Genomic DNA, 19,467 nt, shown 5'->3' with positions numbered 1-19,467 from the left:
CTACGCTTGCGTAGTTAATTGTTTTTTACGCTGCATATTCCAATATGCAGTAATGAAATAAGTAATAGTGCAGACGAAACCAACAGTTTGAAACAGATCGCGATTGGCTTCATATGCGGGTATACCCGAACTGAAAAACATGGTTTTAATTGCAAATATAGTCGTGATTATTAGGCTACCAATGGACACTACCTGAAGAACTTTCGAAAACAATGAAGTATCGATGCGCACGTCTGGCTCCAGACTAGCCTGTTGCTCTTGGAATTCTTCTACACGTTGTTCAAACACTTCCATTTGCTGTTTCTCGTGTGGATATTCTTCCGATGCGCCGTGGTATTTTGCCAACACTATGTAACACACAGTTGTGAAAAACCAAGTTGGGATAAATAAGTAATAAAAAGACAACACATCAAGCGCATTTAACCCAAACCCAAATGTCAGCCCAAGACCCCATGACGCGACGGCGGGCACACTGTGAGTAAGGTTTTTGAAGGTAACCCAGTAACGCGTGAAACCTATACGTGGAAAGACAAAGTGTTCCGTGAATACGATTGCGCCAACGGGCACAACTAACAGTCCGGCGTAGGTTAATAGCGGTAGCATTTTGTTAAATACAAAGGGGAAACAGGCGATGATGACGGCAACAATTCCTACAATCAAGGTCGTTTTGTTTCTAGATTGGTTTTTAAAAATAGCTTGCGCAGCAAGACCTGAGCGGTACAGGTTGGCATTTGCAGTAGTCCAACCTGCCACAATGACGATCACTAAGCCCGATAGGCCTAACGCTTGAAAAGCAACGTCACCAGGATCTAATTCAATAATGGATTTTTTCACAATGATAGCGGTGCCTGCCCCCATTATTCCTGCAGAAATCCAAGCAATATAGTGTCCAAATAACATGCCTGCTGAGGTACACAAACCATATGCACGTCTTTTCGCATAACGTAAAAGTGCCATATCAATCAAACCCACGTGGGTAATAGTGTTGGCCGCCCAAGAAAAACCAATCACTTCCAACAGTCCAATACCAGGTTCGCCATTCGCGTTCACACCTGTCCACACCGATAAGCTACCAATTTCCATAAAATCAGCCCAACCGCTCAAGCTGGTATCACCTAGTACATGTTGAGACAGTGCAGGTAATAGAACTAACGGGCCACACACAAACATGACAAATAACCAAGGAGCACAAATACGCGAGAAATTAGAGACCGCTGTAAAACCATACATGGCGACTAAAACAACGATGGTTCCAACCGCTAGTACTACACACACAAACCATAAATTAGTGGGATACCAATTGAGTTGCGCCGGGATATTCAAGGCGAATCTCACGGCTGTCGCAGAAACCGTAATCATTGCTGCTGAGATAACCGTAAAAATGATGACATTGACCCAGTTATATAGGGTCGTCATCGAATTGCCGGCTATTTTTTGCAAATAAGTGTACAAACTCAAGCGAGTTTCAATGGCGATTGGCGTAGTTATCAATGTCCAACTCAACACCGCGAGAACGTTACCGATCAACAAACCAAGTAAAATATCTGACATAGTAGCGCCGAGGGCTACAAATGTGGCTCCAATGACAAATTCAGTAGCGGCAACATGCTCACCAGCATATAAGCCTAAAAAATGTGTCCATCCCTTTAACTTATGTTTAGGAATAGGTAGTTGCTCTTCACCAACAGTATTCAGATTAATTTCATATTTATCAGGTGTCATATTTATTACCTGTCGTTATATTGTAGTTGTGGGCTAGTCGGTCCCAATAAAAATAAATGAATCAAAATAATAGTTTTAGTACGGCATTACCATGCTATTGATTCGCTTTTACTGATCATTTCAGGTTTTCTAAAGAAAACCCCATTATGCGCATATGCTCATGTTGTGAGCATATTCCCACAAATTATCTGTAAAGGTCAATATATTGTTAATTAAATAACCTAAAAAAAGTTGCGAATTTACTATTTTGTTAAAGTTGAAGTACTTTTCAGGCATCTCATAACACACCTGAAATTCAAATTATTATTTATAGTATTCAATTAGATACGATAATTTAAGATACATTAAAATCGATATTAGAATAGCTTTTCACTAAGCATTAAAATGTTAATTATTTTTGACAAATTGAATGTTAATAATTTAATTCGCAGCCAGAATCTAATCCCTCGAATATCAAAAGAACAAAAGAAAGAAACACAAAATGGCGAAAATTGTGTGCGTCATCTTGCTAGCAGATATCCCATTTCATTACTTGAAATTGATGTTTTCGCGACTTCCACATTAATTTCGCTGTTTGTGCACCGCTTCTGCACATTGCTCTTTTAAGCTCTCAGTACAAGATTTATGACAATGCATGATTAACAACAATGGTTAACTTATAGGGATCTAACTGATGAGAATGTTACATAGGTTTAAAACCTGTTCTATAAATTTACTGACGGTAGCAGCACTGTCTTGCTGGTTAACAGCATGCAATGGAGAAAGCACCGCGACAACGGAGACAGATTCAGAGCAAACGTCTTCCGATCAAGACACTACGAGTAACGACAATGGGACTGCATATTCAAGTGACTCAACCGATGGTGTGCTGTGTACTTATTATTATAACGAATACAACGACTCAGAATCAGTTTCTGCTACGAGCTATGCTGATTGGTCTTGCGATGGCACCAATCGTAACTTAACCGCCAATGGTATACCCGATCACGTTGTAGGTACCTTCCCAAATGCTGGTAATCCCAATACGATTTCAGAACAATCTGTGTCCGTCAGCTATACGTTAGCACCAACAGAGTCGACCAATGTGACTCAATTAGGCGGGCCTCGAGGTGCCGTTGGCTATGTGCTTAATGGCGTAAAAATAGACGCTGATACTGCTGGAAGTTGTAACGATTCAGGTGACGACTGCAGTCTAATCGACAATAGTGGAAATTGGAGTATCGAAGCCCTAAGTCAAAATGTGTTTGATTTTGGTACCGATGACAATAATGCTCACGTGCAACCTGATGGTACATATCACTATCACGGAATGCCAGAAGGCTTTATCACACTGCAAAATGGCAATAGCAACGCGATGACCCTCATTGGTTGGGCCGCTGATGGTTTCCCTATTTATGCCCGATACGGCTACAGTGATGCCTTGGATGCCAGCTCAGAACTAACGTCCATGACGGGAAGCTATCAATTGGTAGAGTCAGTTAGTGATAGTCGACCTTCCACTGACACTTACCCACTTGGCACTTTCTTACAAGACTGGGAATATGTTGAGGGCTCTGGTGACTTAGACGAATGTAATGGTCGCATTGGTGTTACGCCAGAATTTCCTGAAGGCATTTACCACTATTTTGCTACTGATACTTATCCATTTTTTCAACGTTGCATAAAAGGGTCATTGTAATATGTTAGCGTCAAACCGAAAGACAGCGTCTCTCATCATGAATAATTTTGCAGTTTTAACGATGGCGGCTTTGCTATTTTGCTACGGCATACTTCAACCGGTAAACGCCCACTTAATGGTTGCTCAGCACGGAACTTTAAACTTTATTGAAAATGATGTGTATATGGTGTTATCGCTACCTGTTTCTGGCATCGAAAACATCGATGAGAATAAGGATGGTGTGGTATCGATGATCGAATTTAATAATCAGCGAACCACAATCACGCAGCAAGTTAAAAAGCAAATAAGCATGAGTGACCAGCACGGCAATATAGCGGTAGAGTCGATAATACTTTCACCGGTTATTGATCATCATGCTGAAGAGCAATCTTTATCTCAGGTGCAACCCTTATCTCAAATAACAGTGATGGGTAAATTTACCCTTAAAAGTGACGCTGAAAAACTCACTTTCCACGCCAATATATTTGGCACCTCCCCTTCCGAGCAAAATTTGGAAATCACGGCTAAAAACAAACAAAAAGCCGAAAAACACAGCTTCGTCTTGACCCCAACGGTTTCGTCGGCTCAGCTGTTTGAATAAAACTTCTTGATTAAACTAAACTCCCTCTGCTCAGTCTTACTGATGCAGAGGGGATCTTTGGGTTACACAATTTGTTATCCAAAACTAGTTTTTCACAAAACGCTTTAATAACACCGGTAACAACGTTGAATCAGTCAACAGCGCCATTAGCATCGCCAAGCCAGTTAATAACCCAAACAAGATACTAGGTACAAAATCAGAGAAGCTTAACAATGCAAAGCCAATTGTGATGATGGTCGTCGTGAATAATAGTGCGTAACCCACGCTGTTGAAGGTTTTTTTAATCGCTTCAGCGGGTTTTGAACTTTTTTGGGTTTCAAGATATCGATGAATAAAATGGATGGTATCATCTACCGCAATCCCCATAGCGATGGCCGATATGGTGATCGTCATTAAATCTAATGGAATTGCCAACAAGCCCATCACACCTAAAATAGTCATAGTGGTAAGAATGTTGGGAATGACGGCAACCAGCGCAATGCGCACCGACCGAAATATCGCAAATAAAACAAAGAATAACGCGATAAAGACTAATCCTAACGTCATAATTTGGGATTTAAACAAACGCTGTAGTATGTCTTGATACAGCACAAACAGGTTGGTTAAAACATAGTCTTGCTTATCGACACCAATTGTTTGCATATCGGCTTTGAGATTTTCTAAAAATTCAGCACGATTAAAATCAGCTGTGCTGTCTTTAATCCGAGTACTGATTCTAAGTTGATTGGTTTTAGGGTCGAAATACGCACCTAACAATTTATCTTTAAGCGACTTATCCACCAAAGTATAAATGGCTGTTAATTCGTACTCGGTTAACGGCTTTTGATCATTTATTCGCATCGCCAATTCGGTAAAATTGAATACCGAAGTCACATTGCCCATGGCATCATAACTTTGCAACACGGCTTGGATTTTTTGTAATGTTTGGACAGACTCCGCAGTTAACACTAGTTGTTTGTCTTGTTGTTCATTGGGAATCGTATACACCACATCCATTGGCGTAGAGCCCCCGAACTCTTGGTCTATAAACGTTAACTCCTGGCGCACTTTTGTTGACTCTTTAAAATAGTTTAAAAAACTATTTTCCACATCCAAACGCATAATCCCAATGACGGATATCCCCACCAGCACTAGGCTCAAGACGCCAATGGTTTTTGCATAATTTAAGCTAAGCGCAGTGAAGCCGTTGATAATTTTTTGAGTAACTCGATTTTCACCGCTTTCGTCTTTATGGGATAAAACCGATAGAAATGCAGGAAACAGCAACAAGCTCACCAGAATAGAGATAATCATAGCGACTATCATCATCCAACCGAAACTAACCACAGGTTGAATCCCGCTAAATAGCAAAGATCCAAATCCAACAGAGGTGGTTAACCCAGCATAAAGACAAGGCTTAAACTTGTTTTTTAAGGTTTGTTCTAATAACTCGGATTGACTGTCTTGACTATTTTTCACAGCCAGTTGTCGATACTCTACAATCAAGTGAATCATTACAGCTAAAGTCAGAATAAGCTGCAAAGCGATGAAATTTGAGGAAATAACAGTGGTCCGCAGATCTAATAAACCAAAGATTCCCACCGTTAATAGAACACTCAAACTACAAGATACGACCGGTAATACTACCCAGCGTACGCGGCGAAATAAAATAAATAGCATCACCACAATAGCTCCACCAATAGCACTGCCAAATAGCACAAGATCGCGCTTAATAATATCAATCATTTGTTGGCCTAACACGTAAGCCCCGCCTAAATAGAAACTCGCGTCTTGTTGATATTGTTCGGTAATTTCATAAATTTTGTCTATTTCTTGTTTGCGTTGCGCTTTCAGTTCTTGGTCGATCGGATCAGCTTGCGCTTTTAGTTGGTCTATTTTTTCTTGCTCATCCTTACTTAACTCCCTTTCAAGGGCATTTTTTTGAATATCTGTGATCTGATTTTGAATCTCGACTAATTGGCGATTTTTTTTGAATACGATTTGGATAGCAGTCGCGCTTTGCTTTTTATTGACGAGTAAATCAGTAAACAACGGATGGTCCTGAAAAACTTGTTGCATTTGTTGTGCTGAATAACGCTGTGATTCCCAAGTGTATGCATCTGGATCTAAATCGGCACTTAACGATGTGGCATTGCTGAGCAGCGGAACATTGAGTATGTGGGTTACCGATTTAACTCTGGGAAATGCCGAGAAAGCATCGCCAAGTTGCTGAAGTTGCTCGAAGGTTTTATCTGAAAAAACAGCGTGATTTTTCGGTTCATAAGCCACAAGTATAAATTCATCCGGCGAGAATTTTTGATTCATTACCTGAGTTTCAATATAAAGCTGATTGTCCTTTACCAATAATGTATCTGCTGAAGCATCAATTCTAAATCGCTGTGCAAAATAGGCCGCAATAATTCCCAAGATAACAAATGCGAGCAGAATCCATTTGCTGTGACGGATCAACAGTTGCGCTAAATTACTTTTCACTACTGTCCGCCCTCTGCTGTGAATCTAGATTAGTGGTTTTATTACGATTTTTTTCACTGTTCGCAGGTGAAGGGGAAAATTGTTGAGGCGCACCTTCAAATTGCTCATCCCTTTCTACGCTCTGAAGATACATATTTCTGAAAAAAGTATAAGGATCATCAGATTGCGCTCTTAATTCTTCATAAGAGGGAGCTGTAGGGACAAAGTCGTTGAAACCATCTAGTCCTTGTAAATAGCTTGATTCAGGCGAGTCAGAAATCACATGAACGGGACTCAAAATACTTTCACTAAGAGTAGAAAAGGCGTTCCTGAAATCTGACTGACCGAGGATAGGTAACACCAAATAATTGCCATAACCAACATCATACGACGCCAAAGTATCACCTATAGTTGCGGTTTCTTCCGGCATATCAAACCAAGCATCGGCTGGGTCAAACAAACCCAGCAATCCCACAGTAGAGTTAATTAAAAATCTTCCCAAATTGGTTCCCGATTTTTTACCTTCACCTTGGGCCAAATTATTTAAAAGATTGAGAGGTTCCCGTAAATTACTGAAAAAATTACCAATGCCGGTTTGCACAGGATCTGGCACTACAGCATCGTAGCCTTTGCCAACTGGGATTAGAAAATAACGATACACAACATCATTAAAAGCAAAAATAGGCCGATTGATTGACTCCAAAGGGTCCGCAAACGTAACAGGATCATAAGTGACCACTGTAGGCGTTAATACCTGCTCCCCTTGGGAGGTATTGATAGTAATCTGCTGGTTACTTGGAGGTTGTGCATCGACTTGCTCAACACGACTAGAACTGCATCCACTGACAACCAGAACACTGATTAAGCATACCAATTTGATGTATCTATTTAACGGATTTAGCATATTTGAATCCAACATAAGGTGTTCTCATCCAATTGTAGAACTACAGGTGTGTCGACAACGCTTTGGCCAACTCCCATTGCGCGAACTAATCTGAAATAGCAATATACTTGCCAAACAGTGCTACGACTTTTTTATGCTTGTAAAGTTAATAGCATTAGGATGTACGCTATCCAGGTGAATATCGGATCATATTATTGGCAGACTAGTAAATCCGTTACCTACGCTGTTTTCGAATAGCTGCTGATGATTAAAAAATTAGGCCATACAATGTGTTTAATCAAGGACTGGAAACACAGATTAGGATGACTAATAGCGGCCTCAGTGAAAAGAAAATTGTAAAACTTACTCTCAAGCAGAAATAGCTACAGTAATTAAGGCCTAGTCGACTTTGTAATAAAACAACAAAGGCGCGGTTACTCAAAAATTAGGGTTCATTTTCTCATATTAAATTTGGCGAAAATTTTTCGCGAAGGGTTGCATTTATCACACGTCTCTCTAATCTAGTTGATAAGCGATCTCAAAGAAGCAAATCATGTGTTAACCACTCTATTTAGTAAACACTTAACAATTAGAGCACGTTATATAGTGGCACTTTTCCTAGTGGCGGCCACAGTCTCTGTTTCTGCATTAATGTTGCGGTATATAATTAAAGCACAATTGAATGATGCTTATATCGTCAATATTGCAGGCCAACAACGCATGCTGTCGCAACGCATTGCGCTGTTTGTCACTCGACTATCAACCTGTCCAGCTGACAAATCGCAGCAAAGTCAGGCGCTACAATCCACAGTTGAAACATTTGAGCGTAATCGCGTTTATCTAAGTGAGTTACCAAACTTGCCCGCTAAAGTACAAGAGCTGTATTTTGGTGAGTTTGGGTTAAATTTAAAAAGCCAAAACTACGCTGAAGCGGCACTCAATTTTAGTAGCCTTGCTGACACATGTGGAGCTATCCCTTCACACTTTAATACAACTGAAACCGACAAATTTCTTTTTGCCCTTAATCAAGTTGTGCAGGAATTTGAGTTGGCTGCGCGCGAACGAGTTGAGCGAGTGGCAAACATTGAATTGTTTTTGTGGTTATTTACCTTGCTATTATTAGTGCTTGAAGCTCTTCTAATTTTTCGACCTATGGAAGCCAAAATTACAAGTAGTTTGGCGTCGCTGCGTTTAACGTTGCACAAAGCCGAAGAGTCAGCACGTCAGGCAAAACAGGCCAATAAAGCGAAATCTGAATTCTTAGCCAATATGAGCCATGAATTGAGAACCCCAATGAACGGTTTGTTTGGCATGATAGAGTTGGCCATCGATAATCCAAGTAAAAGTAATGACTACTTAAAAAAGGCTAAAAGCGCTGGCAAACAATTGTTGGTGCTGATAAATGATGTACTTGACCTGTCAAAGATTGAAGCGGGTAAGTTACGCATTGAACGGACACCATTTGATTTAGTTCAGCTATTCGATGACGTTGCATCCGTGCAGTCAGCAAATTGTCGAATAAAAAACTTAAACTTCAATTTTCACAAAACAACCAGTTTGCCCACTCGTGTCATAAGCGACCCTACACGGTTATCGCAAATCATGCACAACTTATTGAATAATGCCATTAAGTTCACCGACGTTGGCAGCATAACCCTTTCTGTTGGCGTGAACGTTAAAAACAAAAAGTATTGGCTGTCTATTAGTGTTAAAGATACTGGGATTGGAATCGAAGCCCAAAAACTGTCTTCTATTTTTAATAAGTTTGAGCAGGCAGAACAATCCACCACTAGATTGTTTGGAGGTTCAGGGTTGGGGTTAGCTATCACTAAGCAGTTAGCTGATTTGATGCAAGGTGAACTCACGGTGCAAAGTGAATTAGCTAAGGGCAGTTGCTTTACGCTATCAATACCGATTGAAATAGACAGTGAGAAAGTCGAAAACATTCACTCACAAGTGCATTTAAAGTGTGCCATTGTCGATGATTTAATTACGAGCAGAGAATATATTGAGCATGTTGCCAAATCACAAGGTATGAACACCTCTACCTTCAATTCTGCGGAACAATTTTTAACCACCGACACCTCACAATTTGACATCTTAATCCTCGACCTATCGATGCCTGGTTTGAGCGGTGTTGATTTAATTGAAGAACTGTTAAGACAAAAGGGGACGCAACTCCCCTACATCATTTTGGTCTCAGCACTTATCGAAGATTTAGAATGTTCGGAAGACGTGCGAAAAGTAATATGGCGCACCCATGCTAAGCCTATTATCAGACAAGAATTAGAGGGTGATTTACGTCAATTACAAAAAACTCATTTACTGCAGGATTCTAAAGCTGAACCATCACAAAGTAGTTTTAAAATTTTGGTTGCCGAAGACAATGAAATTAACGCTGAAGTGGTCAAAACAATGCTTGAAGCTGCTGGTTACGATGTGTCAATTGTAAGCGACGGTGAAAAAGCTATTAACGCCTGTATATTTGAACAATTTGATTTGATTTTAATGGACTTACAAATGCCTGTTATGGATGGCTTAACTGCGACGGTTAAATTAAAAACAAAGTTAAACTTTAATAAGCCAATTATTGCACTCACAGCTAATGCTTACGTTGAAGATAGAGAAAAGTGCAAAGCGGCAGGCATGACCGATTTTCTGTCCAAACCAATTGATAAAGTATCGCTGCTCTCTATGATTCAAAAGTACTTAAAAGACTAACCCAAATTAACCTTGGTATTGTTGCATTATTTTACGCAAAGTGGGTTGAGTTACATCCAATAACTTGGCTTTTGCTTGTTGGGTTATCTGTTGCCTAACGACAATTGCATACATTGTAGATTCTAAGGTAGACCACAGATTGGGGATTGCTTCTCCATCCAGGAAGCGTTGCAGCAACGAGCTGCATTCAACAGTTAACTCTTCTAATAGAGGGTGATCAATTGCAGTATCTTTTAATTTTGCAGAGCGTCTTCGTAAAGTCGATTCTGACTGCTCAACTTTGAGTGCGACTTGATAAAGGCTTCCCCATTTTTGTAGACACAATTCAATCCATAGTTTTTCTAACCAAACAGTGACCGGAAAAGATGTTGGTTGTTGAATGGCCAGACAGACAACTTTGTTTAGCAACACGGTTAAAGCGGGCAACAGCTCTTCGTCGTCATCTTGGGTAAGCTCTACAGTCTGTAAACTCGGCGTGGCATGAGAAGCTGAGGGCTGCAGCTCTAAAGATGGCGCTTGTAGACTCAAGTGCTCAGATTCTAAATAGTCACTGGGGCAAGTTATAACAGCCCGCATAATACAGTTTCGAAGTTCTCTTACGTTGCCAGGCCAACTGTAACGACGTAATGTCTCGACTGCTGATGACGAAATATCGAGAATTGGTTTATTGTATTGCTGACTAAACTTCTTCAAAAAATGTCGCGCTAACAGCAAGGTGTCCTCGCCACGCTGATTCAAAGGAGGCAAATTTAACGTGAAAACGTTAATTCGGTAGTAAAGATCAGCACGAAAACGACCTGCGGCCACCTCATCTGATAAATTGCGATTGGTTGCCAATACCAGTCTAACATCCACTTTCCTTACCCTTTGATCGCCCACGGCAACAAAGGTTTTCTCTTGTACGAAGCGCAATAATTTTGATTGTATGTCCAGTGGTAACTCCCCTACCTCATCTAGAAACAAGGTACCACCGTCAGCTTGCGCAATCATTCCTGGTTGATCACTGGTGGCTCCAGTGAAGGCTCCTTTTCTATGCCCAAAAAGCTCACTCTCAATCAGATGTTTAACTATGGTACTGCAATCGACGGTGATAAAGGGTTTATTGGGCTGTAATCCGTGATTATGGATTTGTCTGGCTATCACTTCTTTACCAGTTCCTGATTCACCGATAAGCAACACAGATGCATCTGTTGGGGCTACTAATTGTACCTGCTGCATCAAGGTGCGCATCGCAGCAGATTCAAATAACAACTCGTGGGTTTGATGATTATCAGGTTCACTTTTCGCTGGGCTGTTGCCCTGTTTATGACTTTGATCCAACAATATAATTCGATCAATGGCAGTACCTAAGTTCGCCGAGACTTGTTGTAGTAATTCAGTGTATTTTTTAGCCACAGGTTGCTGGTTGCTATGCCAACGCAAGACAATAACCCCTAGGCATTTACCGCGAGTCACTAAAGGTACAGAAGCTTGAAGCGTAGTGGCGTTCAGCTCAAGTAAAGGTACAGCGGTCAAATTATCTAGATTATCGACCTGGATATTAGTGGTAACCCATTGATGGACACTTTTCACCTCTACTTTAGGCTCACTTGCGCAAGATAAATTAATTAAACCATCGCCTTTGGTTAAATATAATCCGGCATACATCGATGACATTCCGCTGCTGATGAGCTGACAGACTTGCTCAGAAAAGCTTTGCAAATCGTGTGTACTGCCGATAATACGAATAATATCCCATTGCAGCGTAATGAGTTTGAAGTCGTCATCGGCGGCATCAGAAAACTTACCACTCATGCGATCTAAATTAGCCAATATGTTAGCGTCGAATTTCGGTTGCCAGCAAACTAATGTGCCGCCTCCGATGCTTCGCGCGGCTTGTAGCGCGGCATTTGCTCGTCGAAAAAGCTCTAACGGAGAATGTTCGTTAAGCTGTTCTTCTGACTCAATAGTGGCTAAGCCAAAACTAAAATCCAAATTAACTTTTTTAGCTGAAAAGCGTTTTTTACGCAGCATTTCACGCATGCGAGATGCTAAAACCTGACCTTGTTGTTCATTCGTTTCTGGTAGATGAGCAGCGAATACAGCTCCGCTAAAGCGGCTAGCAAAATCAGCGGAACGCAATAAATCCGACATACATTGTATAATTTCAGCTAAAACTTGATCGCCTATATCGCGGCCATATTGTTGATTAAATGCCGCAAAATCGTCGGGATTCACCAGCAAAAGCGTTACCGGTGTATTTTTTGCGGCCGACTGTTCTAACCACTCCTGATTCTGCCAACTAGCGATCTGCCGTAAAATCAATAAAGTGTCATCATGATTAAAAGGGCCAACAAAGCCATCGAGCATAACCACTGCATCTTTCAATTGAACAGGAAATGGTGGCAACCTAGTCATTGAGTGAGTACGACTTAAATCAGCCAAAGTTTGTGTCATTCGACGTTTAGCGATTGAAGAGGGAATGTTCAGACACGAAAGCAATGTTTGACCGATTACTGACTTCCCAGACTCCCCCATAACCTTTAGTAAAGGCGCATTCATTTCAATTATTTGGCCATGTGAATTTAGGGTCAAAGACATTTCCCCTAAACACTCAGTTAACATCGATAGTTTTTGCTTGGTGGTGGAGAAATCCGCCAGCAATCGATGCTGCTGTTGTATTAACGACAGTACTGGCAAGACTGTAGGTGGTTGTTTCCAGTCTAAATACCAGTGCCCGTTTATTAATGGTTTTAACGGTTGATATGAGGGGTCTTGTGGCAACCAAAATACCTGCAAGCTATGCAAGTTAAATCTGTTGCTCAAAGAAGTCCCGTGCTCTTCATTTTGACAAAGCAATAACATTGTCGTTGGCAAACTCTGCTCAGCCAGTGCTGTAATAACGAAATCGTACTTTGCAGCAAAGGTGTGTTGGAGCGCAGAAATCGCCGCGGAATATGCTGAATCTGCGGCTAAATCACCATCAATAAATAGTGTTATTTGCTCTTTATTTTCTTCAACAGCTTCATCAGACTTGCAAGGTTTCATTGTTATTATTCTTATTTTTGCATAAGGTGAGTAAAGTTCTGAGTTAACAAAGGAGCTATATATTCAGCTGCCAATGGCCGTGAGAATAAATAGCCTTGCAACAATAAATGTTTACTATCCTTTAATATTTCTATTTGCCCAGCATCTTCGATACCTTCGGCGATCACACCGAGATTCAAGCTTTGAGCAAGGGCTAAAATAGCTTCCACAATCGCCACATCATCAGGTGCAGAGTCCAAATCACACATAAATGAGCGATCAATTTTTAATATATCAATAGGGAATTTTTTCAAGTAACTCAACGACGAGTAACCCGTTCCAAAATCATCGACGGCTAACGTTACCCCTAAGGTTTTTAATTCAATCAAGCGTGCAATATTTTCTTCGGCATCACTCATAATCACCGATTCAGTTAACTCCAATTCGAGTAACTCTGCTGGTAATCCACTGTTACGCAGGGCCTCAGCTACGATTTCGGTAAAATTATGTTGTCTAAATTGATGACCTGAGACATTCACCGCCACTCTGACAGGCGTATTGTTGTTCATCCAGATTTTGGCTTGCTGGCAACTTTGCTCTAATACAAGCTGTCCCAAAACATTAATTAAACCGGTCTCTTCGGCAATAGCGATAAATTCATCTGGCGGAATCATTCCTCCATTTGCTGGCAACCACCTTACGAGCGCTTCAACTCCCAGTATGTGTCCCGTTTGCGCACAAACTTGTGGTTGGTAAAAAGGTATGATTTCACCGGCGTTGAGTGCTTGACGTAGATCTTGCTCGAGTTGTAATCGAGCGGCAGCTTTAGCATTCATTGAGTCACGGTAAAACTTATAACAACAGCGGCCTGCCTGTTTGGCAGAGTACATCGCTGTGTCTGCATTTTTAAGTAAGGTCTCGGCGTCTTCTCCATCATTAGGGAACATCGAAATACCAATACTGGGTGTAATTACCACTTCAAACTGTTCTAGTTGAAACGGCTTACTGAAGCTACGAATAACTCTTTCAGCAACTAAGGTGGCCTCATTCGCATCGTTTAGCCCATTTAAAAAAATAGTAAATTCATCCCCACCAAAACTGGAAAGTTGTGGTTGATTTAAAGAGAGACTCTGCCCAACGCGGGCAAAAACGTCACTATCCCGTAAATTAGTCTGAAGGCGATGAGCCACTTTGCGCAGTAATTTGTCGCCATTACTGTGCCCCATGGTGTCGTTTATCCGCTTGAACCGATCAAGATCGATAAATAACATTGCGGCTTGATGTTGTTTACGCTGAGCTAAAGCAAGAAAACGTTGCAAATCTTGCATTAAGTATTGGCGATTAGGCAAGCCAGTCAAAGTGTCATAGAAAGCCAGTTGATGGAGTTCTTTTTGCTGCGTAACTAAATCTGCAAAGGCTTGACTCGCACGGAGGATGTACTTAACTCTTTCACCCAAAATTGGCCATCTAATGGGTTTGGCAATAAAGTCAGTTGCCCCTACCGCATATGAGCGGTGAATAGACTCCAAATCATCTGAACCTGTTACCATAATGATAGGAACATGCTCGCCGCTTTTTAAACTGCGGATCCTTTCGCATACTTCAAATCCATTCATTTCTGGCATAGAAACATCTAGCAAAATCAGTGAAGGAGAGTGCTTCTCAAACTGCTCCAAAGCGCGTTTCCCATTTTCGGCTTCAAGCACTTCAATGGTTTCACTGCTAAGTGTTTCTTTCATTAAAATTCGCGCGGTGAGATCATCGTCACTCACTAGAATTTTAATTTTTGATTCAACTGACATTTCTGAATGTCTCCAACTGCTCGCAACTTTGTAAAAAAGTAGCTTGTATACTGTGTGCTAAAGTATCGATTCCTTCCGATTGTTGCTGTTTTGACATGCTCTCTAAGGTTTGACATATTTGATACAATGCCTTAGCGCCAGAGTTTCCTGACATCGATTTTAAGGCATGTGCAATTTCTGCAACCTCATGCAAATCCATGTCTGGACTATTCACTTGTGTAAACAGCTGTGTGATTAATTTTTCAGCTTCTTGGGTAAATGCATCCAACACTTTTACAAATACTGGATTTCCGGTATCTCGACTAATTTTCAATAACGTATCCACCGTTGCCATATCGATTAACTCCGATTCTGGCTCTTCATCGCTGGCTACGCTATTCCCACTATGAGGGGCATTTAGACTATCGTGCTCACTGTCTGGTGAATCATTGACCTGAGGTTGTTTTACAGAGCCTAAAAAGCGCGTCAAAGTATGTTCAAGTTCTCGCAATGAAAAGGGCTTAGTCATAACATCATTCATGCCTGCCCCTAAACATTGTTGGCGTAAATCATCTCCCATACCAGCAGTTAGTGCAATAATTGGAATCTCCGGCCAGTTTTTCCTGATCTCCATGGTGGCCTTGTAGCCATCCATAATAGGCATTTGGCAATCCATCAACACTAAATCAGGTTGACGTAGATTTATTTGTTCAACCGCTTCTGCGCCATTATCTGCCAACCATGTTTCACAACCAAGCATGCCTAACATGCTTTTCGCTACCTCTTGATTGGTTAAACTATCTTCTGCTACCAAGATATTCGCATTAAACTTCTGATGATTAGGGTAGTCGTTATTGCTGTGCTGACGATCTGCACTTTTAAGACCTATGGCTTTATGTAAACTTGCCTGTAGTTCACTCAAATGAATAGGTAGCGGCAAAATATTGCGTTTATCGTTTTCTTGCCACTGTGAGGAGGGCAACAAGCATATCCATTTTTGCAATGGGATTTGCGCTTCTTGTATTGCCCCCTCATATTCACTAAGGCTGATCCATAAACCATCCTTTGCAGAGGCTAATTGTCCGTTAACTCGTTGCACATGTAAGGTTTTAACACCTAATTTGCTCAACATATTAGTAACTGCCAGTCCTAAACCACCGTTAAGATTCACCAAATGTACAGTGGGAAAACGAGTCTCTGGCGTATACTCGATAACCTGGTTGTGGGTTAATGGCAAATCAACTTCGAGGCTGAATGTACTGCCTTGCCCTAGTGTAGATTGCACATCAATGTTACCGCCCATTAACGTGGTAAGCTGACGACAAATCGCTAGGCCTAATCCTGTCCCGCCGTATTTTCGGGTGGTAGAGGCATCTGCTTGGGTAAACATTTCAAAGACTTTCTGTTGTCGATCAGGTGCCATACCTATACCAGTATCTTGAATGCTTATTTCAAAACCACTGTAATTATTGGGCGCTTCCGAAGAATCTGCATGGGAGGTATAACAAGGAACACGCCTAATACTGACATTCACTTCGCCTTGCTCTGTAAACTTAATCGCGTTACTGGTTAAGTTTGCAATGATTTGTCGTAATCTAGCTGGGTCGGCGTAAACTTCAGGGAGAGGATCTGGAGATAGAATAGCGTTTACGTACAAGCCTTTGTTATAGGCCGACTCACTAAACAAATCACACACCTCTTCAACCAAAGCCTCAAGATCAACTGGCACTGACTCCAGAGTCGCTTTACCGGCTTCAAGCTTGGAAAAATCTAAAATATTGTTGAGTAAATCGAGAAGCAACCGCCCCGAACGATACACCAATTGGGCAAAATGCTGTTGTTTAGGTTTAAGATCAGAGCTTAACAATACTTCTGTCATGCCCAGTACACCATTCATTGGAGTGCGAATTTCGTGACTCATGATAGCTAAGAAATCACTTTTCTCTTTACTGGCTTGTTCTGCTAACTTTCTGGCTTTTTCTGTTTCTTGCATACTGGTTTCAAGTTGCGCATTGGCATGTCGTAACTCTTTGGTACGTTCTTCAACCTTCTCTTCTAGGTCAATCAGTTGCTGGATCTCGGCCAAACGTTTAAGTCGGTAGCGCCACATAGTATTTAGCACAATTAGAATCACAATGAGCGCATACAAGCTGTAAGCCCACATTGTTTTCCAAGGTGGAGGGAGCACATTTATCGGCAATACAATACCTTCTGTATTCCACAATCCTTGGTTATTACTCGCCTGCACTTTAAGTGTGTAGTTTCCAGCCGGTAAATTGGTGAATGTTGCAATGCGTCGATTTTCTAGTTCAATCCAATCGGAATCAAGTCCGTCTAATTTATATCGATACTCGTTGAGCCCCGGCGCATTGTAGTCAAGGGCTGCAAATTCAAATGAAATAAAATAATCTTTGTAGTCTAATTCTAGCTGCTGTAACTGCTGATAAGGCACATCAAACCAAACTTGTTCATTCAATTTTTTGATTCTAACCACCACCACAGGAGGTACCACTGAACTGTCTTTTATCTGGTCGGGATGAAAACGAATAAAGCCAGTGATACCACCAAAATACATAAACCCGTTACTATCTTTAAAGCCCGCACCATAGTTAAATTCGCTTTCTTTTAATCCTTGAGAACTATCAAAATGTCTTGTTTTACCTGATTCGACATTTAACCGAGTTAACCCTGCAGTACTACTTAACCAAAGGTTGCCATTGTTATCATCTAAAACTGCATAAATATGACTGCTTGGAAGACCACTAAAACTGTCATAGTGTGTAAAGTTATTGTTGTTTGCTTGCATATCTTCAGGCAGCCATTTATTTAACCCGCCCCCCTGAGTGCCAACCCACAATTGTGCTTTTGAATCTTGATAAAAGGTCCATGCCGTCGCAGCGGACAAACTATTAATATCCTCAGGAATATGCTCAATACGTTGAAATTTACTGTCAGCCAAATCAAGTAAATTGATACCGGACACAGTGCCAACAGCGATAGTGCCATCAAGCAATTGATAAATAGCCAAAACCCGATCACTATTTATGCTTTCTGGGTCATTTTCATCATGCCGATAATGCACAAATTGATCGCTTCCCGCAGGCAAATAATTTAAGCCACCACCAAAGGTTCCTACCCAAATATTGCCCGCATTATCGGCTAAAACGCTGGTGACACCATTGAAACTTAGGCTATCAGGATTTGCGGGATCATGGGAAAAGAACTCTATTTGATTGTTATCGACATTGAGTCTTCCCAACCCCGACCCCCGAGTCCCGAACCACAATATATTATTTTCACCAAGAACCGCTGTAACTCTTGCGTCCCGTAACGCTGGTTGAGTTTCTTTATTGATGATTTGAATTACTTCTCCGTTCGCATCTAGCTGTGTCAACCCACTATAACTGGCTATCCAAATTGACGATACACCATCACTTGCATGGGTTTCAGCAAATCCTAAAACAACGTTATTCGCTAATCCTTTCGCTATATGCTCAAAGGGTACTTCAATGGTTTTGGTAATACCGTTAAAGGTACCCAGCCAAATTAACCCAGTAGAATCTTGCTGAATTGACAAGATGATATTATCGGTCACCCCATCTTCGGTTGTAAAAGTGTCAAAACCATCTTTGCCATCCCAAAGCGCAACGCCAGCATCGGTGCCAATCCAGATACGTTGACGGTGGTCCTGAAAAATCGCATAAGCAAGATTGGAAGGTAAACTATGTTTTAGATTTTCATGATGTTGCCAATTAGAGAACTTTAATTTTTTAGGATCGGCAACTATCACACCAGCGTCTTGGCTGGCTATCCACAACCTTTGTTGGGCATCAACAAATAGTTGCTTTAACGAGTTACTAAAAAATGTTGAATTTGGCCCCGAAAATAATCGCTCTACGGTTTGCTTTTGCTTGTGGAATTTAATTAAACCATTTCCATTGGTGGCAAGCCAAATGTACTCTTCATCTTCAACAATGGATGTAATAGAGGCATCTTTTTCAAGCTCAGGTAGAAGCTCTCGGGTATTAAAATGCTCAAAAATCATGTCATCAGGATTAAAACGGCTAAAATTACCATTTCGATAACCAATCCAAATAAAATTTTGGGAGTCTAAGAATAACGTTTGAAGTCTATTTGATGTGGGTGCAGAAGCAGAATTATCGGCTTCTGTCCAAGCTGTAAACGTTTGTTTGGCAGCGTTGAACAAGTTAAGCCCACCACCGTCAGTGGCTATCCACAAACGCTTTTGGTGATCTTCAATAATTGCAAAGGCGTTATCCGAACTAAGAGATGTATCATTTCGAGGATCATGAACGAAACGTAACAATTGATACCCATCGTAACGACTGACGCCTACTTGGGTAACTATCCACATATAGCCAGTACTATCGTGGTATATCTGTCGTACACTTTTTTGAGCTAGCTGCTTAGTTAAATCGTCTGAGGAGAAATTGAAATTAGGAGCATCTGCGGCAACTGCACTGCTACTTAATAACAGAAAAAACAAATAACCCAATATTCCTCTTTTCAACATACTTCTTCACTGCTCATCGTTTTTAAATTAGATTAACCTAATGAAATACGTATGCCAATGAATTGCTGTAAATAGCCTAAAAAGCGCGCGTTTAACCTAGTATTCAAGCCT

General features: G+C 41.0%; 9 protein-coding genes. 3 read left to right on the top strand and 6 right to left on the bottom strand.

What is annotated here, in order from left to right:
- Positions 1 to 1,722, bottom strand: coding sequence for a purine-cytosine permease family protein (locus KO530_RS16655; RefSeq protein ID WP_216049587.1), 1,722 nt, complete (start codon positions 1,720 to 1,722; stop codon positions 1 to 3).
- A gap of 673 nt (positions 1,723 to 2,395) precedes the next feature.
- Here KO530_RS16655 and KO530_RS16650 point away from each other — a divergent pair.
- Together KO530_RS16650 and KO530_RS16645 are read left to right on the top strand one after the other, a co-directional pair.
- Positions 2,396 to 3,400 carry a YHYH protein gene (locus tag KO530_RS16650; protein ID WP_252729337.1) on the top strand — a complete coding sequence of 335 codons (1,005 nt, stop codon included), beginning with the start codon at positions 2,396 to 2,398 and terminating at the stop codon, positions 3,398 to 3,400.
- A 37-nt stretch (positions 3,401 to 3,437) separates the two neighbouring features.
- Positions 3,438 to 3,980 (top strand): hypothetical protein, encoded by a 543-nt coding sequence (locus KO530_RS16645; protein WP_216049586.1) that lies wholly within the window; start codon positions 3,438 to 3,440, stop codon positions 3,978 to 3,980.
- Between the two features lie 84 nt (positions 3,981 to 4,064).
- On the opposite strand, the gene KO530_RS16640 is transcribed toward KO530_RS16645, so the two are convergent.
- Positions 4,065 to 6,452 carry an efflux RND transporter permease subunit gene (locus KO530_RS16640; RefSeq protein ID WP_216049585.1) on the bottom strand — a complete coding sequence of 796 codons (2,388 nt, stop codon included), beginning with the start codon at positions 6,450 to 6,452 and terminating at the stop codon, positions 4,065 to 4,067.
- Positions 6,442 to 7,335, bottom strand: coding sequence for an MlaA family lipoprotein (locus KO530_RS16635; RefSeq protein WP_252729336.1), 894 nt, complete (start codon positions 7,333 to 7,335; stop codon positions 6,442 to 6,444). Before KO530_RS16635 ends, KO530_RS16640 begins: the two co-directional genes overlap by 11 nt.
- 630 nt (positions 7,336 to 7,965) lie before the next feature.
- Between KO530_RS16635 and KO530_RS16630 the strand changes: the two genes are divergently transcribed.
- On the top strand, positions 7,966 to 10,035 hold the full coding sequence (locus KO530_RS16630; protein ID WP_216049665.1) for a response regulator: 2,070 nt from the start codon (positions 7,966 to 7,968) through the stop codon (positions 10,033 to 10,035).
- A 6-nt stretch (positions 10,036 to 10,041) separates the two neighbouring features.
- On the opposite strand, the gene KO530_RS16625 is transcribed toward KO530_RS16630, so the two are convergent.
- The 3 genes from KO530_RS16625 to KO530_RS16615 are packed head-to-tail and all read right to left on the bottom strand — an operon-like array spanning position 10,042 to position 19,329.
- On the bottom strand, positions 10,042 to 13,062 hold the full coding sequence (locus KO530_RS16625; protein ID WP_216049583.1) for a sigma 54-interacting transcriptional regulator: 3,021 nt from the start codon (positions 13,060 to 13,062) through the stop codon (positions 10,042 to 10,044).
- Between the two features lie 11 nt (positions 13,063 to 13,073).
- Entirely contained in the window at positions 13,074 to 14,843 is a 1,770-nt protein-coding gene (locus KO530_RS16620; protein ID WP_216049582.1) for a two-component system response regulator, read from the bottom strand.
- Positions 14,833 to 19,329 carry a hybrid sensor histidine kinase/response regulator gene (locus tag KO530_RS16615; RefSeq protein ID WP_252729335.1) on the bottom strand — a complete coding sequence of 1,499 codons (4,497 nt, stop codon included), beginning with the start codon at positions 19,327 to 19,329 and terminating at the stop codon, positions 14,833 to 14,835. The genes KO530_RS16620 and KO530_RS16615 overlap by 11 nt, the downstream gene beginning before the upstream one ends.
- Positions 19,330 to 19,467: the final 138 nt, after the last annotated feature.

The organism is Aliiglaciecola lipolytica, assembly GCF_018860635.1.
In the GTDB taxonomy this organism is placed as follows: Bacteria; Pseudomonadota; Gammaproteobacteria; order Enterobacterales; family Alteromonadaceae; genus Aliiglaciecola; species Aliiglaciecola lipolytica_A.
The sequence above is the reverse complement of the archived record's forward strand: the minus strand, read 5'-3'. Positions and strand labels throughout refer to the sequence as shown.